General features: G+C 55.0%; 14 protein-coding genes, 1 tRNA gene and 1 pseudogene. 9 read left to right on the top strand and 7 right to left on the bottom strand.

The window, feature by feature from the left end:
- The first annotated feature begins 3 nt into the window (after window positions 1–3).
- From CCASEI_RS08820 to CCASEI_RS15230, 7 genes are all read left to right on the top strand, one after another.
- Entirely contained in the window at window positions 4–1,116 is a 1,113-nt protein-coding gene (locus CCASEI_RS08820; protein ID WP_025387738.1) for an SWIM zinc finger family protein, read from the top strand.
- 47 nt (window positions 1,117–1,163) lie between these two features.
- Complete coding sequence (locus CCASEI_RS08815; RefSeq protein ID WP_006823413.1) at window positions 1,164–2,327, top strand: metallophosphoesterase family protein; 1,164 nt, start codon at window positions 1,164–1,166, stop codon at window positions 2,325–2,327.
- A 1-nt stretch (window position 2,328) separates the two neighbouring features.
- The gene (locus CCASEI_RS08810; protein ID WP_025387737.1) at window positions 2,329–4,983 is read left to right on the top strand and encodes an AAA family ATPase; all 2,655 of its coding nucleotides are present in this window, start codon (window positions 2,329–2,331) and stop codon (window positions 4,981–4,983) included.
- A 171-nt stretch (window positions 4,984–5,154) separates the two neighbouring features.
- A complete protein-coding gene (locus CCASEI_RS08805) occupies window positions 5,155–5,631 on the top strand; it encodes a MarR family winged helix-turn-helix transcriptional regulator (RefSeq protein WP_006823411.1) in 477 nt (158 codons plus the stop codon).
- A 185-nt stretch (window positions 5,632–5,816) separates the two neighbouring features.
- Window positions 5,817–6,041: a PspC domain-containing protein gene (locus tag CCASEI_RS08800; RefSeq protein ID WP_006823410.1), complete on the top strand. Its 225-nt coding sequence runs from the start codon at window positions 5,817–5,819 to the stop codon at window positions 6,039–6,041.
- Window positions 6,042–6,189: 148 nt separating this feature from the next.
- Window positions 6,190–6,504 carry a hypothetical protein gene (locus CCASEI_RS08795; RefSeq protein ID WP_006823409.1) on the top strand — a complete coding sequence of 105 codons (315 nt, stop codon included), beginning with the start codon at window positions 6,190–6,192 and terminating at the stop codon, window positions 6,502–6,504.
- A gap of 117 nt (window positions 6,505–6,621) precedes the next feature.
- Window positions 6,622–6,795 carry a hypothetical protein gene (locus CCASEI_RS15230; RefSeq protein WP_006823408.1) on the top strand — a complete coding sequence of 58 codons (174 nt, stop codon included), beginning with the start codon at window positions 6,622–6,624 and terminating at the stop codon, window positions 6,793–6,795.
- A 146-nt stretch (window positions 6,796–6,941) separates the two neighbouring features.
- On the opposite strand, the gene CCASEI_RS08790 is transcribed toward CCASEI_RS15230, so the two are convergent.
- From CCASEI_RS08790 to CCASEI_RS08765, 7 genes and pseudogenes are all read right to left on the bottom strand, one after another.
- Window positions 6,942–7,015, bottom strand: a tRNA-Arg gene (locus CCASEI_RS08790).
- 78 nt (window positions 7,016–7,093) lie between these two features.
- Window positions 7,094–7,387: an alpha/beta hydrolase gene (locus CCASEI_RS15705; protein ID WP_404825304.1), complete on the bottom strand. Its 294-nt coding sequence runs from the start codon at window positions 7,385–7,387 to the stop codon at window positions 7,094–7,096.
- 543 nt (window positions 7,388–7,930) lie between these two features.
- Window positions 7,931–8,347 (bottom strand): annotated as a pseudogene (locus tag CCASEI_RS15700) (alpha/beta fold hydrolase); the annotation flags it as partial.
- Between the two features lie 507 nt (window positions 8,348–8,854).
- Window positions 8,855–9,484: a LutC/YkgG family protein gene (locus tag CCASEI_RS08780; RefSeq protein ID WP_006823406.1), complete on the bottom strand. Its 630-nt coding sequence runs from the start codon at window positions 9,482–9,484 to the stop codon at window positions 8,855–8,857.
- 3 nt (window positions 9,485–9,487) lie between these two features.
- Window positions 9,488–11,020 carry a LutB/LldF family L-lactate oxidation iron-sulfur protein gene (locus CCASEI_RS08775; RefSeq protein WP_025387735.1) on the bottom strand — a complete coding sequence of 511 codons (1,533 nt, stop codon included), beginning with the start codon at window positions 11,018–11,020 and terminating at the stop codon, window positions 9,488–9,490.
- Window positions 11,020–11,805, bottom strand: coding sequence for a (Fe-S)-binding protein (locus CCASEI_RS08770; RefSeq protein WP_006823404.1), 786 nt, complete (start codon window positions 11,803–11,805; stop codon window positions 11,020–11,022). Before CCASEI_RS08770 ends, CCASEI_RS08775 begins: the two co-directional genes overlap by 1 nt.
- A 237-nt stretch (window positions 11,806–12,042) precedes the next feature.
- Window positions 12,043–13,713, bottom strand: coding sequence for an L-lactate permease (locus tag CCASEI_RS08765; protein WP_025387734.1), 1,671 nt, complete (start codon window positions 13,711–13,713; stop codon window positions 12,043–12,045).
- Window positions 13,714–14,092: 379 nt separating this feature from the next.
- On the opposite strand from CCASEI_RS08765, the gene argS reads away from it, so the two are divergent.
- Window positions 14,093–15,745: an arginine--tRNA ligase gene (gene argS, locus CCASEI_RS08760; RefSeq protein WP_025387733.1), complete on the top strand. Its 1,653-nt coding sequence runs from the start codon at window positions 14,093–14,095 to the stop codon at window positions 15,743–15,745.
- Window positions 15,746–15,749: 4 nt separating this feature from the next.
- A complete protein-coding gene (gene lysA / locus CCASEI_RS08755) occupies window positions 15,750–17,087 on the top strand; it encodes a diaminopimelate decarboxylase (protein WP_006823401.1) in 1,338 nt (445 codons plus the stop codon).
- The last annotated feature ends 316 nt before the right edge of the window (window positions 17,088–17,403 follow it).

Raw genomic sequence — 17,403 nt, 5'->3', positions numbered from 1 at the left:
GCAATGTCACCTCGAGATACTCCTGATAACAATAAGAAGGGCCGCGCAAAAGGTGTGCCGGGCCGTGGTGATGAAGACAATGTCACCTATGTGAACTTTGGCAAGCGCCGCAAGGTGGAATCCGCCGAAGAGACCCTGCCTGAGAAAGCCCAGACTGAGAAAGCCCAGCCCGAAAAGAAGCAGCCGGAAAGGGCGCTGACCCGGGAGTCGATTGAAGAAGCCGCAGTTGAGTTTCATAATCGGCAGCAGCCGCGCTGGTCGAAGCGGATTACGTCCGATAAACCACGCGATAGCATCTTCAATCCGGCTGCTGAGCGAATCATGAAGTTCGTGACCACTACGACGGATTCAGGCCGGCTGGCACGCGGACGCCAGTATGCACGCAGCGGCCATGTGGTGGATCTGGATTTGCGTGTGAGTGCAGTCCACGGCCAGGTTGCCGGCTCGCAGAATCAACCATTTTCTGTGTTGATTCAGTTGCCGTATCGGGACAAAGAAGACATCGAAAAGCTCACTGGCATGTTGGCGCGAAGTGCCAACTCTATTCGCGCCGCCATGCGCGGTGACCTGCACTCGGAGGTCCTTGACCTGCTGCTCGCGCCGACTGCCGATGACGTGCGGATGGATTGTGACTGTCCTGACTACGGCCATGTGTGCAAGCACATCGTGGCTGTTGCCGACCGCTTGGCGGCGCGTATTGATGCTGACCCGCTGCAGCTGTTTGCCCTGCGCGGAATAAATATCCAGGCCCTGGAAACCATGGTGATGGATGCCGCGCAAAAGGTCGCGGATGAATCAGCTGCCGAGGCAAGCGATGAAGACAGCGCGGACATGCCCGACAGCGTCACCTCGAATGCCGCTAGCGGATCAGGTACAGCACAGGGGGCTGCGGCGAATAATCCGAGCAAGGCCCGTTCGGTCAACAATGACTTGTTCTGGAATGGCCGTGACTTGCCGGATATGCCGGAGCCGAAGGTTGCTCCGGCGCTCGATGACTCGGACCCGGACCTGCTGCGCAAAGCAATGCGCGCAGTGTCGCACACCAATGTGGATTTGCTGCGCGCGGTGAGCGACATTGAAGATCTCTACCACTTTATGACGGATAAAAACTCCTAAAATTGCTGCTCACGGCGGATGTCCGAAAGGCATGCTAGAACGGTGACATGAACAAAACGACGTTTATTCATACCTCAGATTTTCAGCTGGGGATGCAGCGCTGGTTTCTCTCCGGCGAGGCCCAAGCCCGCTTTGATGATGCCCGGCTGGAATCAATTAAGCGGCTAGGGGAGTTGGCCGAGCGCACCGGCGCTGAATTTATCGTCGTTGCGGGTGATGTATTTGAACGCAATTCTTTGAGCAGCCAAGTCACTGGCCGCGCCCGGGAGGCACTAGAAAAGCTTCCCGTGCCGGTGTTCTTGCTGCCTGGCAACCACGATCCGCTCATTGCGGACTCGGTGTTTTTCACCGCGGTCAATAAAGAGACCGCGCCGGATGTTCACGTTATTGCTGATTATGAGCCCTATGTCTTGCGCGAGGGCGTAGAAATTGTGGGCGCGCCCTATAAGGCACGCACCGCAACCCACGACTTGGTGGCTGAGATGCTGGGGACACTGGAGCCGACTGCTGGAATCCGCGTCGCAATTGGCCACGGCCAGATTCACGGCTGGGGTGATGCAGACAAGCTGGACTCCATTGATTTGGGCAATGTCGAGTCTAAGGTTCGGGACGGCGTCATTGATTACCTGGCGCTGGGGGACACCCACTCAACCATGGAGCTGGGCAGCACTGGCGCCGTGTGGTTTTCCGGTTCGCCTGAGACCACAGATTTCAGGCATCTTCCCGCGGGCGGCGGGGAGTCTGATTCCGGAAACGCTTTGGTAATCACCATTGAAAAGGACTCAGCCGCGCAAGCCCAGGTCACCGTGGAGAAAGAAGCCATTGGGCAGTGGATCTTCGAATCCATAGACATGGATGTCAACAGCGAAGATGACGTCGAGCGCTTCATCCAGCAGCTCAATGATTATCCGGATAAACACCGCACGGTGATCAAGTATGGCCTGCGTGGAACTATTAACCTCGCTGCGCAAACCCGGCTTGATGCCGCGATTGAACAATTGGAGCCAGTTTTCGCATCACTGAAACCTCGTCAGCGGGTCATGGACTTATACCTGGCACCGGAAGAAGATGAGCTTGCCAACTTGTCTTTGACTGGCTTTGCCGCCAGCGCCTTGGATGAGCTGATGGCGGATATCCACAATGATCCTGACTCTATTTCTCGTGATGCTGCGAACTTGTTGTTTCGTCTGACTCGAAAGGATGCTTCTTAAGATGAAAATCCATTCCATCGAGCTCACCGACTTCCGCGGTGTTAATCATCTCAAAGTCAATGACATTCCGGATACTGGTGTCACCATCATCCATGGGCGCAATGAGGCCGGTAAGACAACCATTCTTAAAGGTATCGATGCGCTGTTCAACTATAAGTTCAGCAGTAAAGCGACAGCTGTTAAAGCGCTGCAGACGGTAAACGCCGATGTCAGCCCACAGGCCGCCATGGAATTTAGCGTCGGACCGTACCGTCTCAAGCTTTCTAAGCAGTGGATCAAGCAGGCTTCCGCGCTGTTGGAAGTACTCGAACCGAGCCACAATATGTACAAAGGTGAAGAGGCAGAGACCCAGCTCAATGAGTTTTTGAGCAGGCATCTCGACCGCAACCTCTTTGATGCCATGTTCTTGAACCAAGATGACCTGCATGAGGGCATCAAAGCAGCGGGCATTTCTAGCGTTGCTGGTGTTCTGAGCAATCAGACTGGGGAAGAAGCAGTTCTTGGCGAGGATGCTGAGGCTGCCACGAAACTGATGAAGCAGGTTGATGCGACTTATGAGCGCTATTACTCGCTAAAGACCGGTATTGAGGCCAAGGAACTCAAGGCAGCACGTGCAGAGCACAGTGCAGCTTCCGATGAACTTGAGTCAGCGTCCGAAGCTCTCGCAGCTCTAGCCGAATATGTGGAACGCTTCGAAAAGGCTCAGGAGCAGCAGCGCACTGCCGATGAAAAGATTCCAGGTGCGCGCAAGGAAGTTGAAGAGGCAGAACAGCAGCTCAAAGAGATTGAGGGACTGCAGTCCACTGTAAATGGCCTACTCAAAGACCAAGAAGTTGCGCGGCAGGGCTTGGAACTTGCGCAGTCCCGACGTGATGAACGCGCAAAGCTGCGTGAATCACTTGATGCGGCAGTCAAAGAGTCGAAAAAGATCAACGAGGCAGTCGAGTCTGCGGAAACGAAAGCTAAGGAAGAAGAACAAGAAGTCGCGGGGCTCAACGCCGAGGTCGAGTCTGCGAAGAAGCTCTATACCCAGGCACGAGAGCGCTCGAAGCAGGCGCGAATTTCACTGGCGGAGCTTCAGAAGAAGCGCCAGGCTCATGAACTAATTTCCAAGTCTGCTCAGGTTGAGGAACACGCTGAGAAGCTTTCTGCGGTCCGTTCCGAGGTTGAGAAGTTTGGACCCGCGGTGGTTGATAGGGATCTTCAACGCGTGGAAAAGCTTGAGCAAGAGCTAGAGCTTAATCGCCGCCTGCGTGAAGCTGCGGTGGCCAAATTGGTTCTGACTTCAGCGACTTCGCAGCAGATAAGCGTCAACGGTGAGGAGCTGGACGTTGGCGCTTCTGGCCAGAACGTGGAACTGACACCAGGGCTAACACTGAACATTGGGGACGTTACCGCGCGATATGAACCAGGCACGGGCGCTGACTCAGCCCAAGAGCTGGACCGCAAGATTACCGCAACCACTGAAGAGCTAGAGCTTGAACTAGAAAAGCTGGACTGCACTGATGTAGACGCGGTTCGTGCCAAGCGTGATAAATATCGAGAACTACTCCAACAGCGCGAACAGCATGAAGCTGAGCTCAAGCGGATTTTGGATGGCGAAGACCTTGAGGAGTTGCGCGCGCGGGCTGCAGCGGTTGAAGAAATCGATGAAGTCCCTGATTCAGCGGCAATTGAGAAGGCTGAATTGGAGATCTCGGAGGCTGAAGAAGCAGAAGAGAACGCTAATAATGCGGTGGAGAAGGCTGAGGCAAAGCTGAAGCCGTGGGCGGAGCGTCCTGCGCGCAATGCTTTGATCAAGATTCAATCTGAAGCTGAGCAAGCGAACAAGCAAATAGAACGCCTGGATCACGAACTCAAGGTGCTTAAGGAAACTACCTCTGACGAAGCGCTTGAGCAGCAAGCACTGGATGCCGAAACAGCTCTGGGGAAGGTCAATGAGGACGTAGCTCAAGCACGCGAAAAGCTTGAGGCAGCTAAACCAGACTTGGCGCAGAGCCTTGCTCGCGGTGCGCGGGCACAGTTAGACAACCTTCAGGCCAAACACCGCAATGCTGAGAATGAGCAGATTTCTATGACGGGGCACATCCAGATGCAATCTGGTGTGGCTGAGCGCGTGGAGAAAGCAGAAGCGGCTGAAGAATTAGCTCGCAATATTCTGCAGGCAGTTGAGCAACGTGCTTTGGCCGTCAAGCGTTTGCGTGAGGTTCTTCTAGGTCATCAACGTGAGGCACGGGAACGCTATGCGGCACCATTTGCTCAGAAACTAGGTCAGCTCGCCGGGCGTGTGTTCAACGGCGAGGTGCAATTCCACCTCAGTGATGATCTGGTTGTAGAAAAACGTACCCTAGATGGGGTTACTGTCGGCATGCAAGATCTCTCCGGCGGAGCAAGGGAACAAATGGCGATTCTAACCCGCTTTGCTATTGCTGAATTGCTCTCTACAAGCGGTGAACAAGGTGCTCCGGTTGTCGTCGATGATGCATTGGGAAGTACCGATGCCAGTCGTATCCAACTGATGGCAACGCTGTTTGCCGATGTGGGGGAGAAGTCCCAGGTCATTGTGTTTACCTGCGAGCCTGCACGCTATGACAGGGTGCCGGATAGCACCTTCCTGGACATCGATCAGCTCAAGTCCGCAGCACCAATAGGATAGGCTTTAGCCCGGTTCAAGAAATTCTTATTAGAACATAGTTACCGTGGCGCGATTTCTTATCGCAAACTATTGCTAATCTTATTGTGACCGGGAGTCTTATTCAATATGATTCGGGACTCCAAATAGTCACACCTATAAACCTTTCTAAAAAATTAGGGTAAATTATCTCCTATGATTGAACAGCCGCGGTGGTTAAGCGACGAAGAGCAAGAACTGTGGCAGCTAATTCTTGCCGCTACACGAAAACTAGATCGGGGTATGGAAAATACCTTGCAAGCTGGTGGGGAACTCTCCATGCCGGAATTTGCGGTATTGGCGACTTTGTCCGACGCAGAAAATCATCAAATGCGTCTTCGAGAGCTGTGCAACTTCCTGGAATGGGACCGTTCCCGAACTTCTCACCAGGTCACGCGAATGGAACGCCGTGGCTTTGTCAATAAGTGCAAGAGTGAGGGCGATGCTCGTGGCGTAATGGTCTGCTTGACCGATGAGGGCGCACGCCGCCTGGAATCTTCGGCACCAGACCATGTGGAATCAGTGCGCCGCTTGGTCTTTGACCATTTGAAGCCAGAAGATGTCCCATCCTTGCAGCGTTTCCTCAAGGGCATCTTGGATGTCAACAACGTTCCTGGTTACGGGGAATGCTAGTTAGCTTCTAACGCAGGTCGGACTCTCCGCGGAAAGTCCTAAGGGTAGGTTGCTGAACAATATCAGTGAAAACTCAGGGTGGATCCCCGATGCGCGAAGCATCTCAGATGCGTTTAATTATGGGTGTAGCGAAAAACAGTTAGTGCCAGGTTGGCACATACACCCATGAGGAGAAGTGAGACATTATGTCTAACCAATACGGTCAGTACAACGAGCAGCCAGTCCACCGTCGTAGCCTTCGCCGTTCAGCCACCAACAAGTACGTTGCTGGTGTTCTCGGCGGAATTGCAGAAACCTACAACATTGACGCAACGCTAGTCCGCGTTCTGTTCTTGCTGTCCTTCCTGCTTCCAGGACCACAGCTGCTGCTGTACTTGGTTCTGTGGGTAGTTATCCCAGCGGGTGACTAATAGCAGCAACCGGTGGAGGCTCATTCAAGCTAGTAGACACCTTCAGACCCTCCGCGTACCGCACTCGGTGATGTCACTGGCATCCCGAGTGCGGTTTGTATTTTGCCCAGCGAATGACAGGGGATAGGTGCGGGGTAGAATCAGGCGCATGATGAGCCAAGAGCTATTTGAGCGTCCTGAGAAGCAATACCAAAAATATTCAATCACTGCCTTTCCAGAGCAGTCTAAAATCATCGGGGATCCGGCCGTCTTTGAGACCGCGGAACCAAGCGAAGAACAGGAAGCAGCGATGGAGTCCATCTTGGATTCTCATCCAGAAGCCGCGCTAACTTTTGATGAAACCACTGGCCTGTGGATTGTTGGCGAGGAAGACAACCTGGAAGCTATGTTTGCTGACCGCGACGTATTCGTGGATGCCCTGGAGTCTGATGATGGCTCGGCACGCGTAACGGAATCCGACTAGTCATTTTGACCTACACGTGAATGGGGTAGGCGCCCATTTATTAAAGGTTTAGAATTGAAAAATTCCTGTTATGATGAGGAAAGTTTAATAGCGCTCAGGTGAGTCGGAGGATTAAGAATGTCTGAATTAACACGTCATGAAAGTGATGTACACGAGGCAGAAGCTCGTGACGCCGAAGACGGTATCGTTCGTGAGTTTCTCGCGTGGATTCCAGCAGCAGCTGCCATGACCATTGGTCTGGGCGCTCTGCTCTACGGCATGTGGATGATTGACGTAGCAGCTCAGGTCTAATTTAGTTCCTTAAGCTTTTAAAATATCCCAGCGCATTGCACATGCGCTGGGATATTTTGATCTGCAGACAGGCCAGCCTGCACAAATGAAAACACCTAACTACCTGCACGAGAAATGCTGAATAGTTAGGTGATTAAAATAATTTGTGTCCCCGACAGGGATCGAACCTGCGACCTTCGGTACCGGAAACCGATGCTCTAATCCGCTGAGCTACGGAGACAAATTACACCGCTGCTTGATTCAAGCAACGGTGTAATTCTAGCCTATGAACTTCGTGGCTATGAAACCGACCCTCACACTAGGAATGCAGGCCCGGTGCGTTGGAAACAGTTGCGTTTCCGGTGCGCAGGTATTCCACCACAATGTCATCAACAACCTCGTTGCCGGCAGCGACGTGGCCGTGGCCAGGACCGTGAACAGTCACGACGTGAGAGTTCATCTGACGCGCCATCTCACCGTGGTAGCGGTAAGGCGTCTGTGGGTCACCGGTCGCGTTAATCTGCAGCGGGCGAACCTCCAGCTTGGATCCGTTCAAGGTTGGGTTCTTGGTCACCTCGCCACGGCCGTTGCAGGCCGCGCCGGACGCGAACATTGCGGGTGGAGCTGCGAAGATATCACCCACGACGTAGTTGTTCCACACAAAGCTTGGAATGGCAGCGTAGTCCGCCGGAACGGTGTTCTCATTACAGATGATGAGGTTTTGGAATGACTGTCCCTGAATCAGCTGTGCCTGCTGCAATTCGATTTCCTCAGCGCTCATGCCGCTGTAGCCCTGATCGATGCGTGCGGTGCCGTTGATGTGCTTTGCCAAGGTATCCCACTCAGCAGCGAGAGGAACCAGACCACGGGTCAGGCTCAACGTCACGGAGTAGGCCTGGTTTGCGCCCGGGTTAAGGGCTGCGTCACGCAGGTTCTCACCTTGGACACGCAGCGGGCCGGTGGCGGTCATGATGTCCGCGCCTGGCTGGCCAGCGAATTCGAGCCCTGGTGGCAAGTCACCAAGCTCCGCTCCTGGAGGAAGAGCCGTTGGGCGTGCGCCTGCCTCGCGGGCAATCACGCGGGACCAGCGCTCATAGACCTTCAGCGGAGTATTACCCGCCTTGTAGGTGGCGTCATTGTCTGCCATCCAGGTGAAAAAATCATTGAGCGCGTTGTTGTAGCCAGCTTCCTGGGAAGCCAAGATGCCGTTCCATGCAGCAGATGGCTTCATCGCGGAATCCAGCACTACGCGGTCGGTGTGCTGTGGGTACAAGGTTGCATAGGTGGAGCCGAGGAAAGTGCCGTAGCTAAGACCCATCACGGACAGCTTTTCCTCACCGAGAGCTTGGCGCACCATCTCCCAATCGCGAGCGGTGTTCTCAGTGGTTAGTGAGTTGGTATAGCCCGGGGTTGCCTTCTCACAGGAGGTGCGAATGTAGGCACCCATGTTCAGCATGGCATCCATGTCATCGCCGCCAGGGGCGGTGCAGTCTACTGGGGTGGATCCAGGCAAACCACGTGGCTGCACGCCAACGAAGTCCCATTCCTGACGGATTTCTTCTGGCCACACCATGGCGTCATTCGCCACGTAGGAGTAGGCGTCACCGCCCGGGCCACCTGGGTTGCCAAAGAGCACGCCACGTTTGGCGGATTGGTCCAGTGCCTTGACGCGGACGAAACCAACGCTGATGGATCCCTTGGAAGGATCAGAGTAGTAGGTCGGGACATCGATTCGTCCGCACTCAGCGCCTGAGTGGTTGACCTGCGGTGGGCATTCTTCCCAGGTAATTGCAGGGGAAGATTCTTGGGCCTGTGCCGCGACTGGCGGCGCTAACATTGCTGTGAGTGCTGCGACCGCAGCAACAACTAGACGTTGGGCTTTCACGCGCTGTCTCCTGAAAAATAGTCTGTGGAATTATCACTAAGTTCAAATGTTCCTTAGCAAACCCTAGCAGTTTCATGGCCACGATGAAGGGCGTATAACCCCGAACGGGAAATGAAAATTAGATAACAAAAAGGCGCTGCGAGAAAATCCCTTGGAGATCCATCCCCGCAGCGCCCCTTTGCGCCGAAGCTCTTGCTATTTCACAATGACCACAATCAGGTCACGCGGCCCATGCACGCCCTCGACACGGGAGAGCTCAATATCGGAGGTCGCCGAAGGGCCGGACACCAGCGCTGCCGGGCGTTCCGGATTGATTCGAGCAACCATCTCTGGCACGCCGAAAACAATGTCTGAACTGCGCACAATACACACGTGGCGGTCGGGGACCAAGGTTAGCGCGCGGCGGCCGTTGGTCTCACCTGATTCCAACACAATGGTTCCGGTCTGCGCACAAGACACCGTGGACTCGGTAATCACCGCGTCGACTGAGTCCAGCTCACGTGGGTCGACCGATGCGTCGTCGGCGGCGGCGTCGCCCGCGAAGGCATCGAAAAGCTGTGCATCCATGCCTGGAGCAAAGCGAACCGTGCGGCACTGGCGCTGCTCCAAAATGCCCACCACGGTGGATGCCAGGTCAGCTTCTGCGCACACATGCACGTCGGCTTTGTAGTCCTCGAGGCGATCAATAAGCAGCTCACGCAGCTGCTCAGCATCCGTGGTGCCAGAAACCACATAGTTGCGCGGGGCATTAACAAATTCCGGCAACTTGGCGGATTTTTGCGCGGTGCGAATGCGCGCGAGGATCTCAGATTTTGCAGAAGCCATAATCTATTTCTCCTCTTTCTGCAGGTTGTTTTGCGGAATACCCTCGGCGCGTGCGGCAGCGAGCAACGCTTGCGCATCATCGGAATCAAACCACTGGCGGAAAGATTTCTTCGGAGGCACCGCGGTATTGCGGCCATCAGACCAGCCAGACATAAACAGCGGCAGGGATTCAATTACGCCGTTGAACCCACCCAGCACGCGGCCGGCAAAGACCATGCGCGTGATCTGGTTCCACAAAAATGGGTTCTTCCACGCCATTTCCACAACTTTGAACAGCTTGGATTCCACCGGCGGGGTGGCATGGGTGACCTTTTGGTAGCGGTTTTCCAAGATGACATCAGACAGCGGGATCTTCACGGGGCAGACCTCATCGCAGCGCCCGCACAGTGAGCAGGCATAAGGCAAGCTTGCCGATGGATCATGATGATCCTTCATGCCTGTCAGCTGCGGGGTGAGCGCGATTCCGATGGGGCCGGGATACACAGAACCGTAGGCGTGCCCGCCGGCGCGCTCATAAACCGGGCACACATTTAGACACGCGGAACAGCGAATGCACTTGAGTGCCTTGGAACCAATCTCACTGGATAATGCAGCGGTGCGGCCATTATCCAGGAGGACAATGTGGAAGTTCTTGGGCCCGTCTTCGTCTGTCACACCCGACCACAAAGAGGTATAAGGATTCATGCGCTCAGCGGTAGAAGAGCGGGGGAGCAGCTGCATGAACACTTCCAGGTCTTGGAAAGTGGGCAGCAGCTTTTCGATACCCATCAGGGTAATCAGCGTCTCTGGCATGGTCAGGCACATGCGGCCATTGCCTTCGGATTCTACGACGCAGACATTGCCAGTTTCTGCGATACCGAAGTTTGCGCCAGAGATTGCAACCTTGGCCTTCATGAACTTCTCGCGCAGAAACAGTCGCGCTGCTTCCGCGAGCTCCGGCGGGTTGGTGGACAGCGAGTCATCCGTATTGGGCATCTTATTAACAAAGATGTCCCGAATTTCCGCGCGGTTGCGGTGGATGGCGGGGACCAAGATGTGCGATGGTTTGTCATCGCCAAGCTGCACGATGAGCTCCGCGAGGTCGGTTTCCTGGGCGTGGATGCCGACTTCTTCCAAGTGCTCATTGAGCCCCGTTTCCTGGGTGGCCATGGACTTGACCTTGACCACCTCAGTCTCACCGGTCTCACGAATGAGATCCGTGATGATGTCATTGGCCTCTTTGGCATCCCGCGCCCAGTGCACAATGCCGCCGCGGGCGGTCACGGACTTCTCAAACTGCTCAAGCAACTCCGGCAAGCGTGCTGCCACGTCTTCTTTGATGCCGGAACCGGCATCACGCAGATCCTGCCAATCATCAATCTCATCGACTGCATGCTGGCGCTTGTTGCGAATAGTGGTGGTGGCGTGCAGCAAATTGCGGCGCTGGGTGGCATTGTTCAGGCCATCGTGGGCGGCGGGAACAAACCCGCGCTCACCACGCAGATTGCCGTAGTCCTCCGGCGCTCGCGGTGGAGTGGTGTCTAGAAAGGTAGCCATTAGAGCATCTTCTCCCTGGAGTAGACGGCGGTGGTGGGCGTCCACGGGTGCTCCTTTGTGGAAGCCAAAATCTCTGCCATGTGGACTGCGCGGACACCGGTTTGCTGGCGCGATAGAGAACCACCGATGTTCATCAGGCAGGAGGAGTCACCGCCGGTGACGTATTCTGCGCCGGTCTCTTTGATGTGGCGAACCTTGTCAGAGACCATCGCCTGGGAAGTCTCAGCGTTTTTAATGGCGAAGGTGCCGCCGAAACCGCAGCACTCTTCGGCATTGGCAAGCTCAACAAGATCGATTCCCTCAACTTCCCGCAGAAGCTGATAGGGCCGGTCTGCCAGTTTGAGAAAGCGCAGTCCGTGGCAGGAAGAATGGTAGGTGACCTTGTGTGGGAAGAATGCGCCGACATTGGTGACTCCGGCGATATCAACCAAGAACTCCGGCAGGTCCAAGGTTTTCTGGGAGGCCTGCTTGGAGCCATCCACGTCTGCGGAAGAACCGAAGCGGTCTGCTAGGCGGACGTGCTGCTCGCGCACCGCGCCAACACAGGAACCAGACGCGGCCACAACATAGTCAATGGAAGGATCCGCGAAAGCGTCGTTATAAGTGCGGATCATGCCCAAGGCCTGCTTTTGGTAGCCGGTGTTGATGTGCATCTGCCCGCAGCAGGTTTGTTCCTCGGGGAAGACCACCTCGTGGCCTAGGCGGGCCAAAATGATGGCGGTTGCTTTGTGTGCATCAGGAAACAGAGAGTCTCCAATGCATGTTGAAAATAATGCGATACGCAAAATTCTGCTCCTTTTCGTCCCTCACTCGTGTGCGCGTCATGGGGGTGGGCACGCACATAAAGTCAACGAGCTGTATTCGAAGGGTTTGTACACTTCATGCTACCCGCGAAAGCCTGAAAACGGGCGCATTTCAGTGAATTGAAATTAGCGATGGCCAGCGGCTATTTCCGCAACACTAGTATTGCGGAAAGCTGCGGTTGATGGTCCATTGCGCGTTCGAGCTTTTCGGAAATTGAACTAGCCGACTACCGGTGCCATGAAGCTCAAAACGTTGGTTTGCAGGAAGACCAAGATACACAGCAGGATTAGGAAGAAGGTGGAATAACCAATAACTGCCTTGAAGATCTTGGACTCTTCGCCTTCCATCTGCACGGCGGTTGCAGCGATGGCCAGCGACTGCGGGGAGATCATCTTGCCGGTCACGCCACCTACGGTGTTAGCTGCCAGTAGGAGGTCTGGGTTAATGCCAATGTTGTTTGCGGCGGTGACCTGCAACTTACTAAATAGTGCATTGGCAGAAGTGTCAGAGCCGGTGACTGCGGTACCAATCCAACCCAGAACCGGTGCGAGGAAGGCGAAGATGCCGCCGAGGGCTGCCAGGTATTCGCCCATGGCCACGGTCTGGCCGGAGTAGTTCATGACATAGGCAAGCGCCAGCACCAGCACGATGGTCAGTGCTGCCCAGCGCATGCGGAATGCGGTGTCAGTAAAAGCACCCCAGACCTGGCCGGCCTTCAGTGGGTACTTTCCGTTGTCGTTGAAAATGCTGTAGAAGACCGCGACGATGATGCCGGAGATGAGCAGCAAGGAACCAGGGTTGCTGAGTACCGCGATGGAGTAGGCGGTGTTAACCTCGGCACCGTTGGCGTCCGCAAGAGTGCCCGTGAGCAGCGGCCAGTTGAAGGAAACGGTGACCTGGGACAAAAGACCTGGCAGCCAGGAACCAAGGTTGGCAAGGCCGAAGATAAGGGTCACAACGGCATAAGGCATCAATGCCATCCAGATACGGCGGCCTGGAAGATCAATATCGGTCTCATGTGGCCCAACGTTGAGGCGCTCACGCAGCTCTGGCACGCCCTTTGGATCCCATACGCGCAAGAACGCGAAGGCTGCGCCCAGTGAGACGATACAAGCCACAACGTCGGTGAGCTGGTACGCGAAGAAGTTCGATGCCGCCCACTGTGCGATTGCGAAAGACAGGCCAATGACAAATGCAGCTGGGGCTGCTTCCTTCACGCCGCGGAAGCCGTCGAGGACGAACAAGATGATGAAAGGCACGATGAAAGCCAGAAATGGTGCCTGGTGGCCGACGATGGCCGCAATGTTTTCCGTCTGTTCTAGGGTACGTCCACCAACTTCACCGGCGGTGGTGATTGGAATTGCAACCGCACCGAATGCCACCGGTGCCGTGTTTGCAATAAGTACGACTGTTGCCGCGCGCAGTGGCGGAACCCCCAGCGCCAAAATCATGGTCGCGGTAATAGCAACCGGTGCGCCGAAACCAGCCAGGGCTTCCAAAAGACCACCGAAACAGAAAGCAATCAAGATCGCCTGAATTCGGATATCGCCCCCACCGAGGATGTCAAAAGTCCGACGCAAGTCCTCAAAGCGACCCGATGCAACCGTGATTTCATAGAACCAAATTGCCATGACAATCACGAACACGATTGGCAGCAGACCAAAGAGTGCACCGCGTCCTGCGGATGACAGCGCCAAGTCAACGGGCATTCCCATGCCGAACAGCGCTACAAGAATAGAAACAATCAGTGCCACAGCACCCGAAGTATGGGCACGAGCCTTGACGCCCAACAGCATTACGAAGAACGTCAGCAGGGGAATTGTGGATACCAGCGCGGTTAATCCCAAACTACCGCCGATGGCGACTGTATCAATAGTAAATCTCTCCAAGGTGGTTTCCTTAAATCACGGGGATGGATGGTGGAATTTATGATGGATAATCATGTGTGAGTACCCTCACTCCAACTGTAGATCGTTAGCAATACTTCCAAATATTTGTTTGATCTCGCTAGACATTTCTGCAATTGTGACAGAAGTAACAATAAGTTTCAAGCAATCCACCCCCATCTACCCGCTTCGTTGAGGGTATTTCCGGATAAATCCACTTTTTTGAAGAAATTTGACCGCGAAATGTCTGCTTGAAAGGGTCTGAAAACGGCGCACCCAAAAGAGTGGGTCGGCACTGCGCGCCCGCTGTGTGTCCACCCTGAGAGGCGCCTGAGGAACTCTCTTCAGTAGTTACAACACCAGTGCGTTAAACTACTGTGCTATGACTCCAGCTGATTTAGCCCAATTGATCAAAGAGTCCGCTTCGACGGTCTTTGAACGCCATGATCTAGACGCATCTGTTTTGCCTGACACTGTCACGGTAGAGCGACCACGCAACCCAGAGCACGGCGATTACGCCACCAATGTTGCGTTGCAGGTTGCGAAGAAGGCTGGCGTAAACCCACGCGAACTGGCGACGTGGTTGGCTGAAGCTTTGGCTGAATCAGACGCGATTGATGTTGCAGAGATTGCTGGTCCAGGCTTTTTGAATATTCGTCTCGCTGCGGCCGCACAGGGTGAGATTGTTGCCAAGATTGCTGCCGCTGGTGAACAATATGGCCACGGCGAGGCCATGGCCGACGTTAAAGTCAACCTTGAGTTCGTCTCTGCGAACCCAACTGGCCCAATCCACTTGGGCGGTACCCGCTGGGCAGCTGTGGGTGACTCTTTGGGTCGTATCTTTGAAGCAGCCGGCGCGGTTGTGACCCGTGAGTACTACTTCAATGATCACGGTGGCCAAATCGACCGTTTCGCTCGCTCCCTGGTTGCTGCGGCCAAGGGCGAACCCACCCCTGAAGATGGTTACGGCGGACAGTACATCCACGACATTGCTGCCGATGTCATCGCGCAGAAAGCGGATGCCCTGGAAGGGTCTGTTGAAGAGGTACAGGAGAACTTCCGTTCCTTGGGTGTGGAGATGATGTTTGAGCAGATCAAGTCGGACCTGCGCGAATTCGGTGTGGACTTTGATGTCTACTTCCATGAGAATTCTCTGTTCGAATCCGGCGCTGTTGATAAGGCGATTGAGCAGCTCAAGAACTCTGGTCAGATGTATCAGGGTGAGGGCGCGTGGTGGCTAAAATCCACCGATTACGGCGATTCCAAGGACCGCGTAGTTATCAAGTCTGATGGCAATGCTGCATACATTGCTGGTGATATCGCGTATGTTGCGGACAAGTTTGACCGCGGCCACAACCTGAACATCTACATGCTGGGCGCTGACCACCACGGTTATGTGCCACGTCTGAAGGCAGCGGCAGCTGCATTGGGCTATGACGCGGATGCTGTTGAGGTTCTCATTGGCCAGATGGTGAACCTGTTGCGCAACGGCCAGGCGGTGAAGATGTCCAAGCGTGCTGGCACCGTCATCACCATGAATGACTTGGTTGAGGCAATCGGTGTGGACGCAGCGCGTTACTCCCTGGTGCGTTCTTCCGTTGATCAGTCCATCGACATTGACCTGGCGCTGTGGGCTGCACAGTCCTCCGATAACCCGGTGTACTACGTGCAATACGGCCATGCGCGTCTGTGCTCCATCCAGCGCAAGGCTGAAGAAGTCGGCGTGAATTCCGATTCCGCGGACTTGGCGCTGTTAACCCACGAGCGTGAGGGCGACCTCATCCGCACCTTGGGCGAGTTCCCAGCAGTGGTGGCAGAAGCAGCTGAACTGCGTGAACCTCACCGTGTTGCGCGCTACGCGGAGGAGCTCGCATCGGTCTTCCACAAGTTCTATGACCAGTGCCAGATCTTGCCCAAGGCTGGGGAAGAGGCGGAGCCAATTCATGGTGCTCGTCTTGCGCTGGCTCAGGCAACCCGTCAGGTCCTGGCCAATGCCCTGGGCATGGTCGGCGTTTCAGCACCGGAGAAGATGTAATTTTATGGCTGATTTCAATGAACTACCGGCCCAGGTGTGGCCACGCAATGCCCAGCGCCAGGAAGATGGCGAAGTAACTATTGGTGGCGTGCCGCTTTCTGAAATTGCAGAAGAATACGGCACCCCGGTCATGGTCTTTGATGAAGATGATTTCCGTTCCCGCTGCCGTGATATGGCAGAGGCCTTCGGCGCACCGGAGCGCGTGCACTATGCGTCGAAAGCTTTCCTGTCCAAGCGCATCGCGCGCTGGGTCAACGAAGAAGGTCTTGCGATGGACGTTGCTTCCTTGGGTGAGCTGCGTATCGCGCTAGCAGCGGATTTTCCGGCTGAGCGCATTACTGTGCATGGAAACAACAAGTCAGCGAACTTCTTGCGCGCCTGCGTTGAGGCACAGGTTGGACATGTGGTCATAGACTCCGCGCAGGAACTGGAACTGCTGGATCTGATCGCAGCGAAGGCACAGCGTGTCCAGCCGGTTCTGATCCGCGTGACCCCAGGTGTGGATGCACACACCCATGAGTTCATTGCTACCAGCCATGAAGACCAGAAATTCGGCATCTCCTTGGCTACCGGTGAAGCCTTCGCTGCAGCGCAGGCGTGCCTGCGCGCGGAAAACCTCACCTTGGTTGGTCTGCACTGCCATGTTGGTTCCCAGGTCTTTGATGCCGAAGGCTTTAAGCTTGCAGCAGAGCGCATCATGGCCCTATACAGCCAGATCCACAATGAACTGGGCTACGCGCTCAAAGAGATTGATTTGGGCGGCGGCTACGGCATTCCATACACCGCGCATGAATCTCCATTGGACATCAAGGCAGTGTCCAAGGACTTGCTGGCAGCAGTTGCACACACTGCCGATGAACTCGGCATCGAACCACCAACCGTTTTGGTGGAACCAGGCCGTGCGTTGGTCGGCGCATCCGCTGTGACCGTTTACGAAGTTGGCGTGATCAAGGACGTCACCACTGGTGATTCGGCAACGCCGCAGCGTCGCTACGTGGCTGTCGATGGAGGCATGAGTGATAACATTCGCCCCGCTCTATATGGAGCGGAGTACGACGCACGCGTGATCAATCGCTATACCGATGGCGAGGAAATTCCATCCCGCGTGGTTGGTTCGCACTGTGAATCCGGCGATATCCTCATTGAAAACATCAGCCTGCCCAACGACGTCGCAGCAGGGGACTTCCTGGCCACGGCAGCAACGGGCGCTTATAGCTATTCGATGAGCTCACGCTACAACGCCGCATTCCGCCCAGCGGTAGTTGCAGTTCGTGCCGGCATGATTAAGCCAATGTTGCGCCGCGAGACCCTCGACGACCTGTTGTCGCTCGAAGTGGACTAAATGCGCACAACCAAAACACACACCATCAGCTAGGCGTAACGCAGCCCAGCAGCACCACGAATACGCCGGAGCATCACTACTGTTCCGGCGTATTTTATTCAGTTTTGACACATAAACCTCGTGTTAAGTAAGTCTGAAGCAGGGTTAGGAAAACTTATATTCTCTTAATTGTGGCAAGCTTGCCCGTCATCGGTACTGGTATTAGGCATTGGCGCACTTTTCTACCGTCTTCGTATGCCACTAAATCCAAGCCCAGAGGCTGAAATAGACCGCTTGTTCTGTATGATGGCCATGGAATGAAATTCACATCTCACAA

This window comes from Corynebacterium casei LMG S-19264, from assembly GCF_000550785.1.
Classification (GTDB): Bacteria; Actinomycetota; Actinomycetes; order Mycobacteriales; family Mycobacteriaceae; genus Corynebacterium; species Corynebacterium casei.
Note: the sequence above shows the minus strand (reverse complement) of the source record. Positions and strands in the feature narration are given on the sequence as shown.

Bases quoted from the DNA above. Each gene is read 5' to 3' on its own strand.
- CCASEI_RS08820 (WP_025387738.1), top strand. From the start codon at position 4: ATGTCACCTCGAGATACTCCTGATAACAATAAGAAGGGCCGCGCAAAA.
- CCASEI_RS08805 (WP_006823411.1), top strand. From the start codon at position 5,155: ATGATTGAACAGCCGCGGTGGTTAAGCGACGAAGAGCAAGAACTGTGG.
- CCASEI_RS08800 (WP_006823410.1), top strand. From the start codon at position 5,817: ATGTCTAACCAATACGGTCAGTACAACGAGCAGCCAGTCCACCGTCGT.
- CCASEI_RS15230 (WP_006823408.1), top strand. From the start codon at position 6,622: ATGTCTGAATTAACACGTCATGAAAGTGATGTACACGAGGCAGAAGCT.
- CCASEI_RS08810 (WP_025387737.1), top strand. From the start codon at position 2,329: ATGAAAATCCATTCCATCGAGCTCACCGACTTCCGCGGTGTTAATCAT.
- CCASEI_RS15705 (WP_404825304.1), bottom strand. From the start codon at position 7,387: ATGTTCGCGTCCGGCGCGGCCTGCAACGGCCGTGGCGAGGTGACCAAG.
- CCASEI_RS08795 (WP_006823409.1), top strand. From the start codon at position 6,190: ATGATGAGCCAAGAGCTATTTGAGCGTCCTGAGAAGCAATACCAAAAA.
- lysA (WP_006823401.1), top strand. From the start codon at position 15,750: ATGGCTGATTTCAATGAACTACCGGCCCAGGTGTGGCCACGCAATGCC.
- CCASEI_RS08775 (WP_025387735.1), bottom strand. From the start codon at position 11,020: ATGGCTACCTTTCTAGACACCACTCCACCGCGAGCGCCGGAGGACTAC.
- CCASEI_RS08815 (WP_006823413.1), top strand. From the start codon at position 1,164: ATGAACAAAACGACGTTTATTCATACCTCAGATTTTCAGCTGGGGATG.
- argS (WP_025387733.1), top strand. From the start codon at position 14,093: ATGACTCCAGCTGATTTAGCCCAATTGATCAAAGAGTCCGCTTCGACG.
- CCASEI_RS08780 (WP_006823406.1), bottom strand. From the start codon at position 9,484: ATGGCTTCTGCAAAATCTGAGATCCTCGCGCGCATTCGCACCGCGCAA.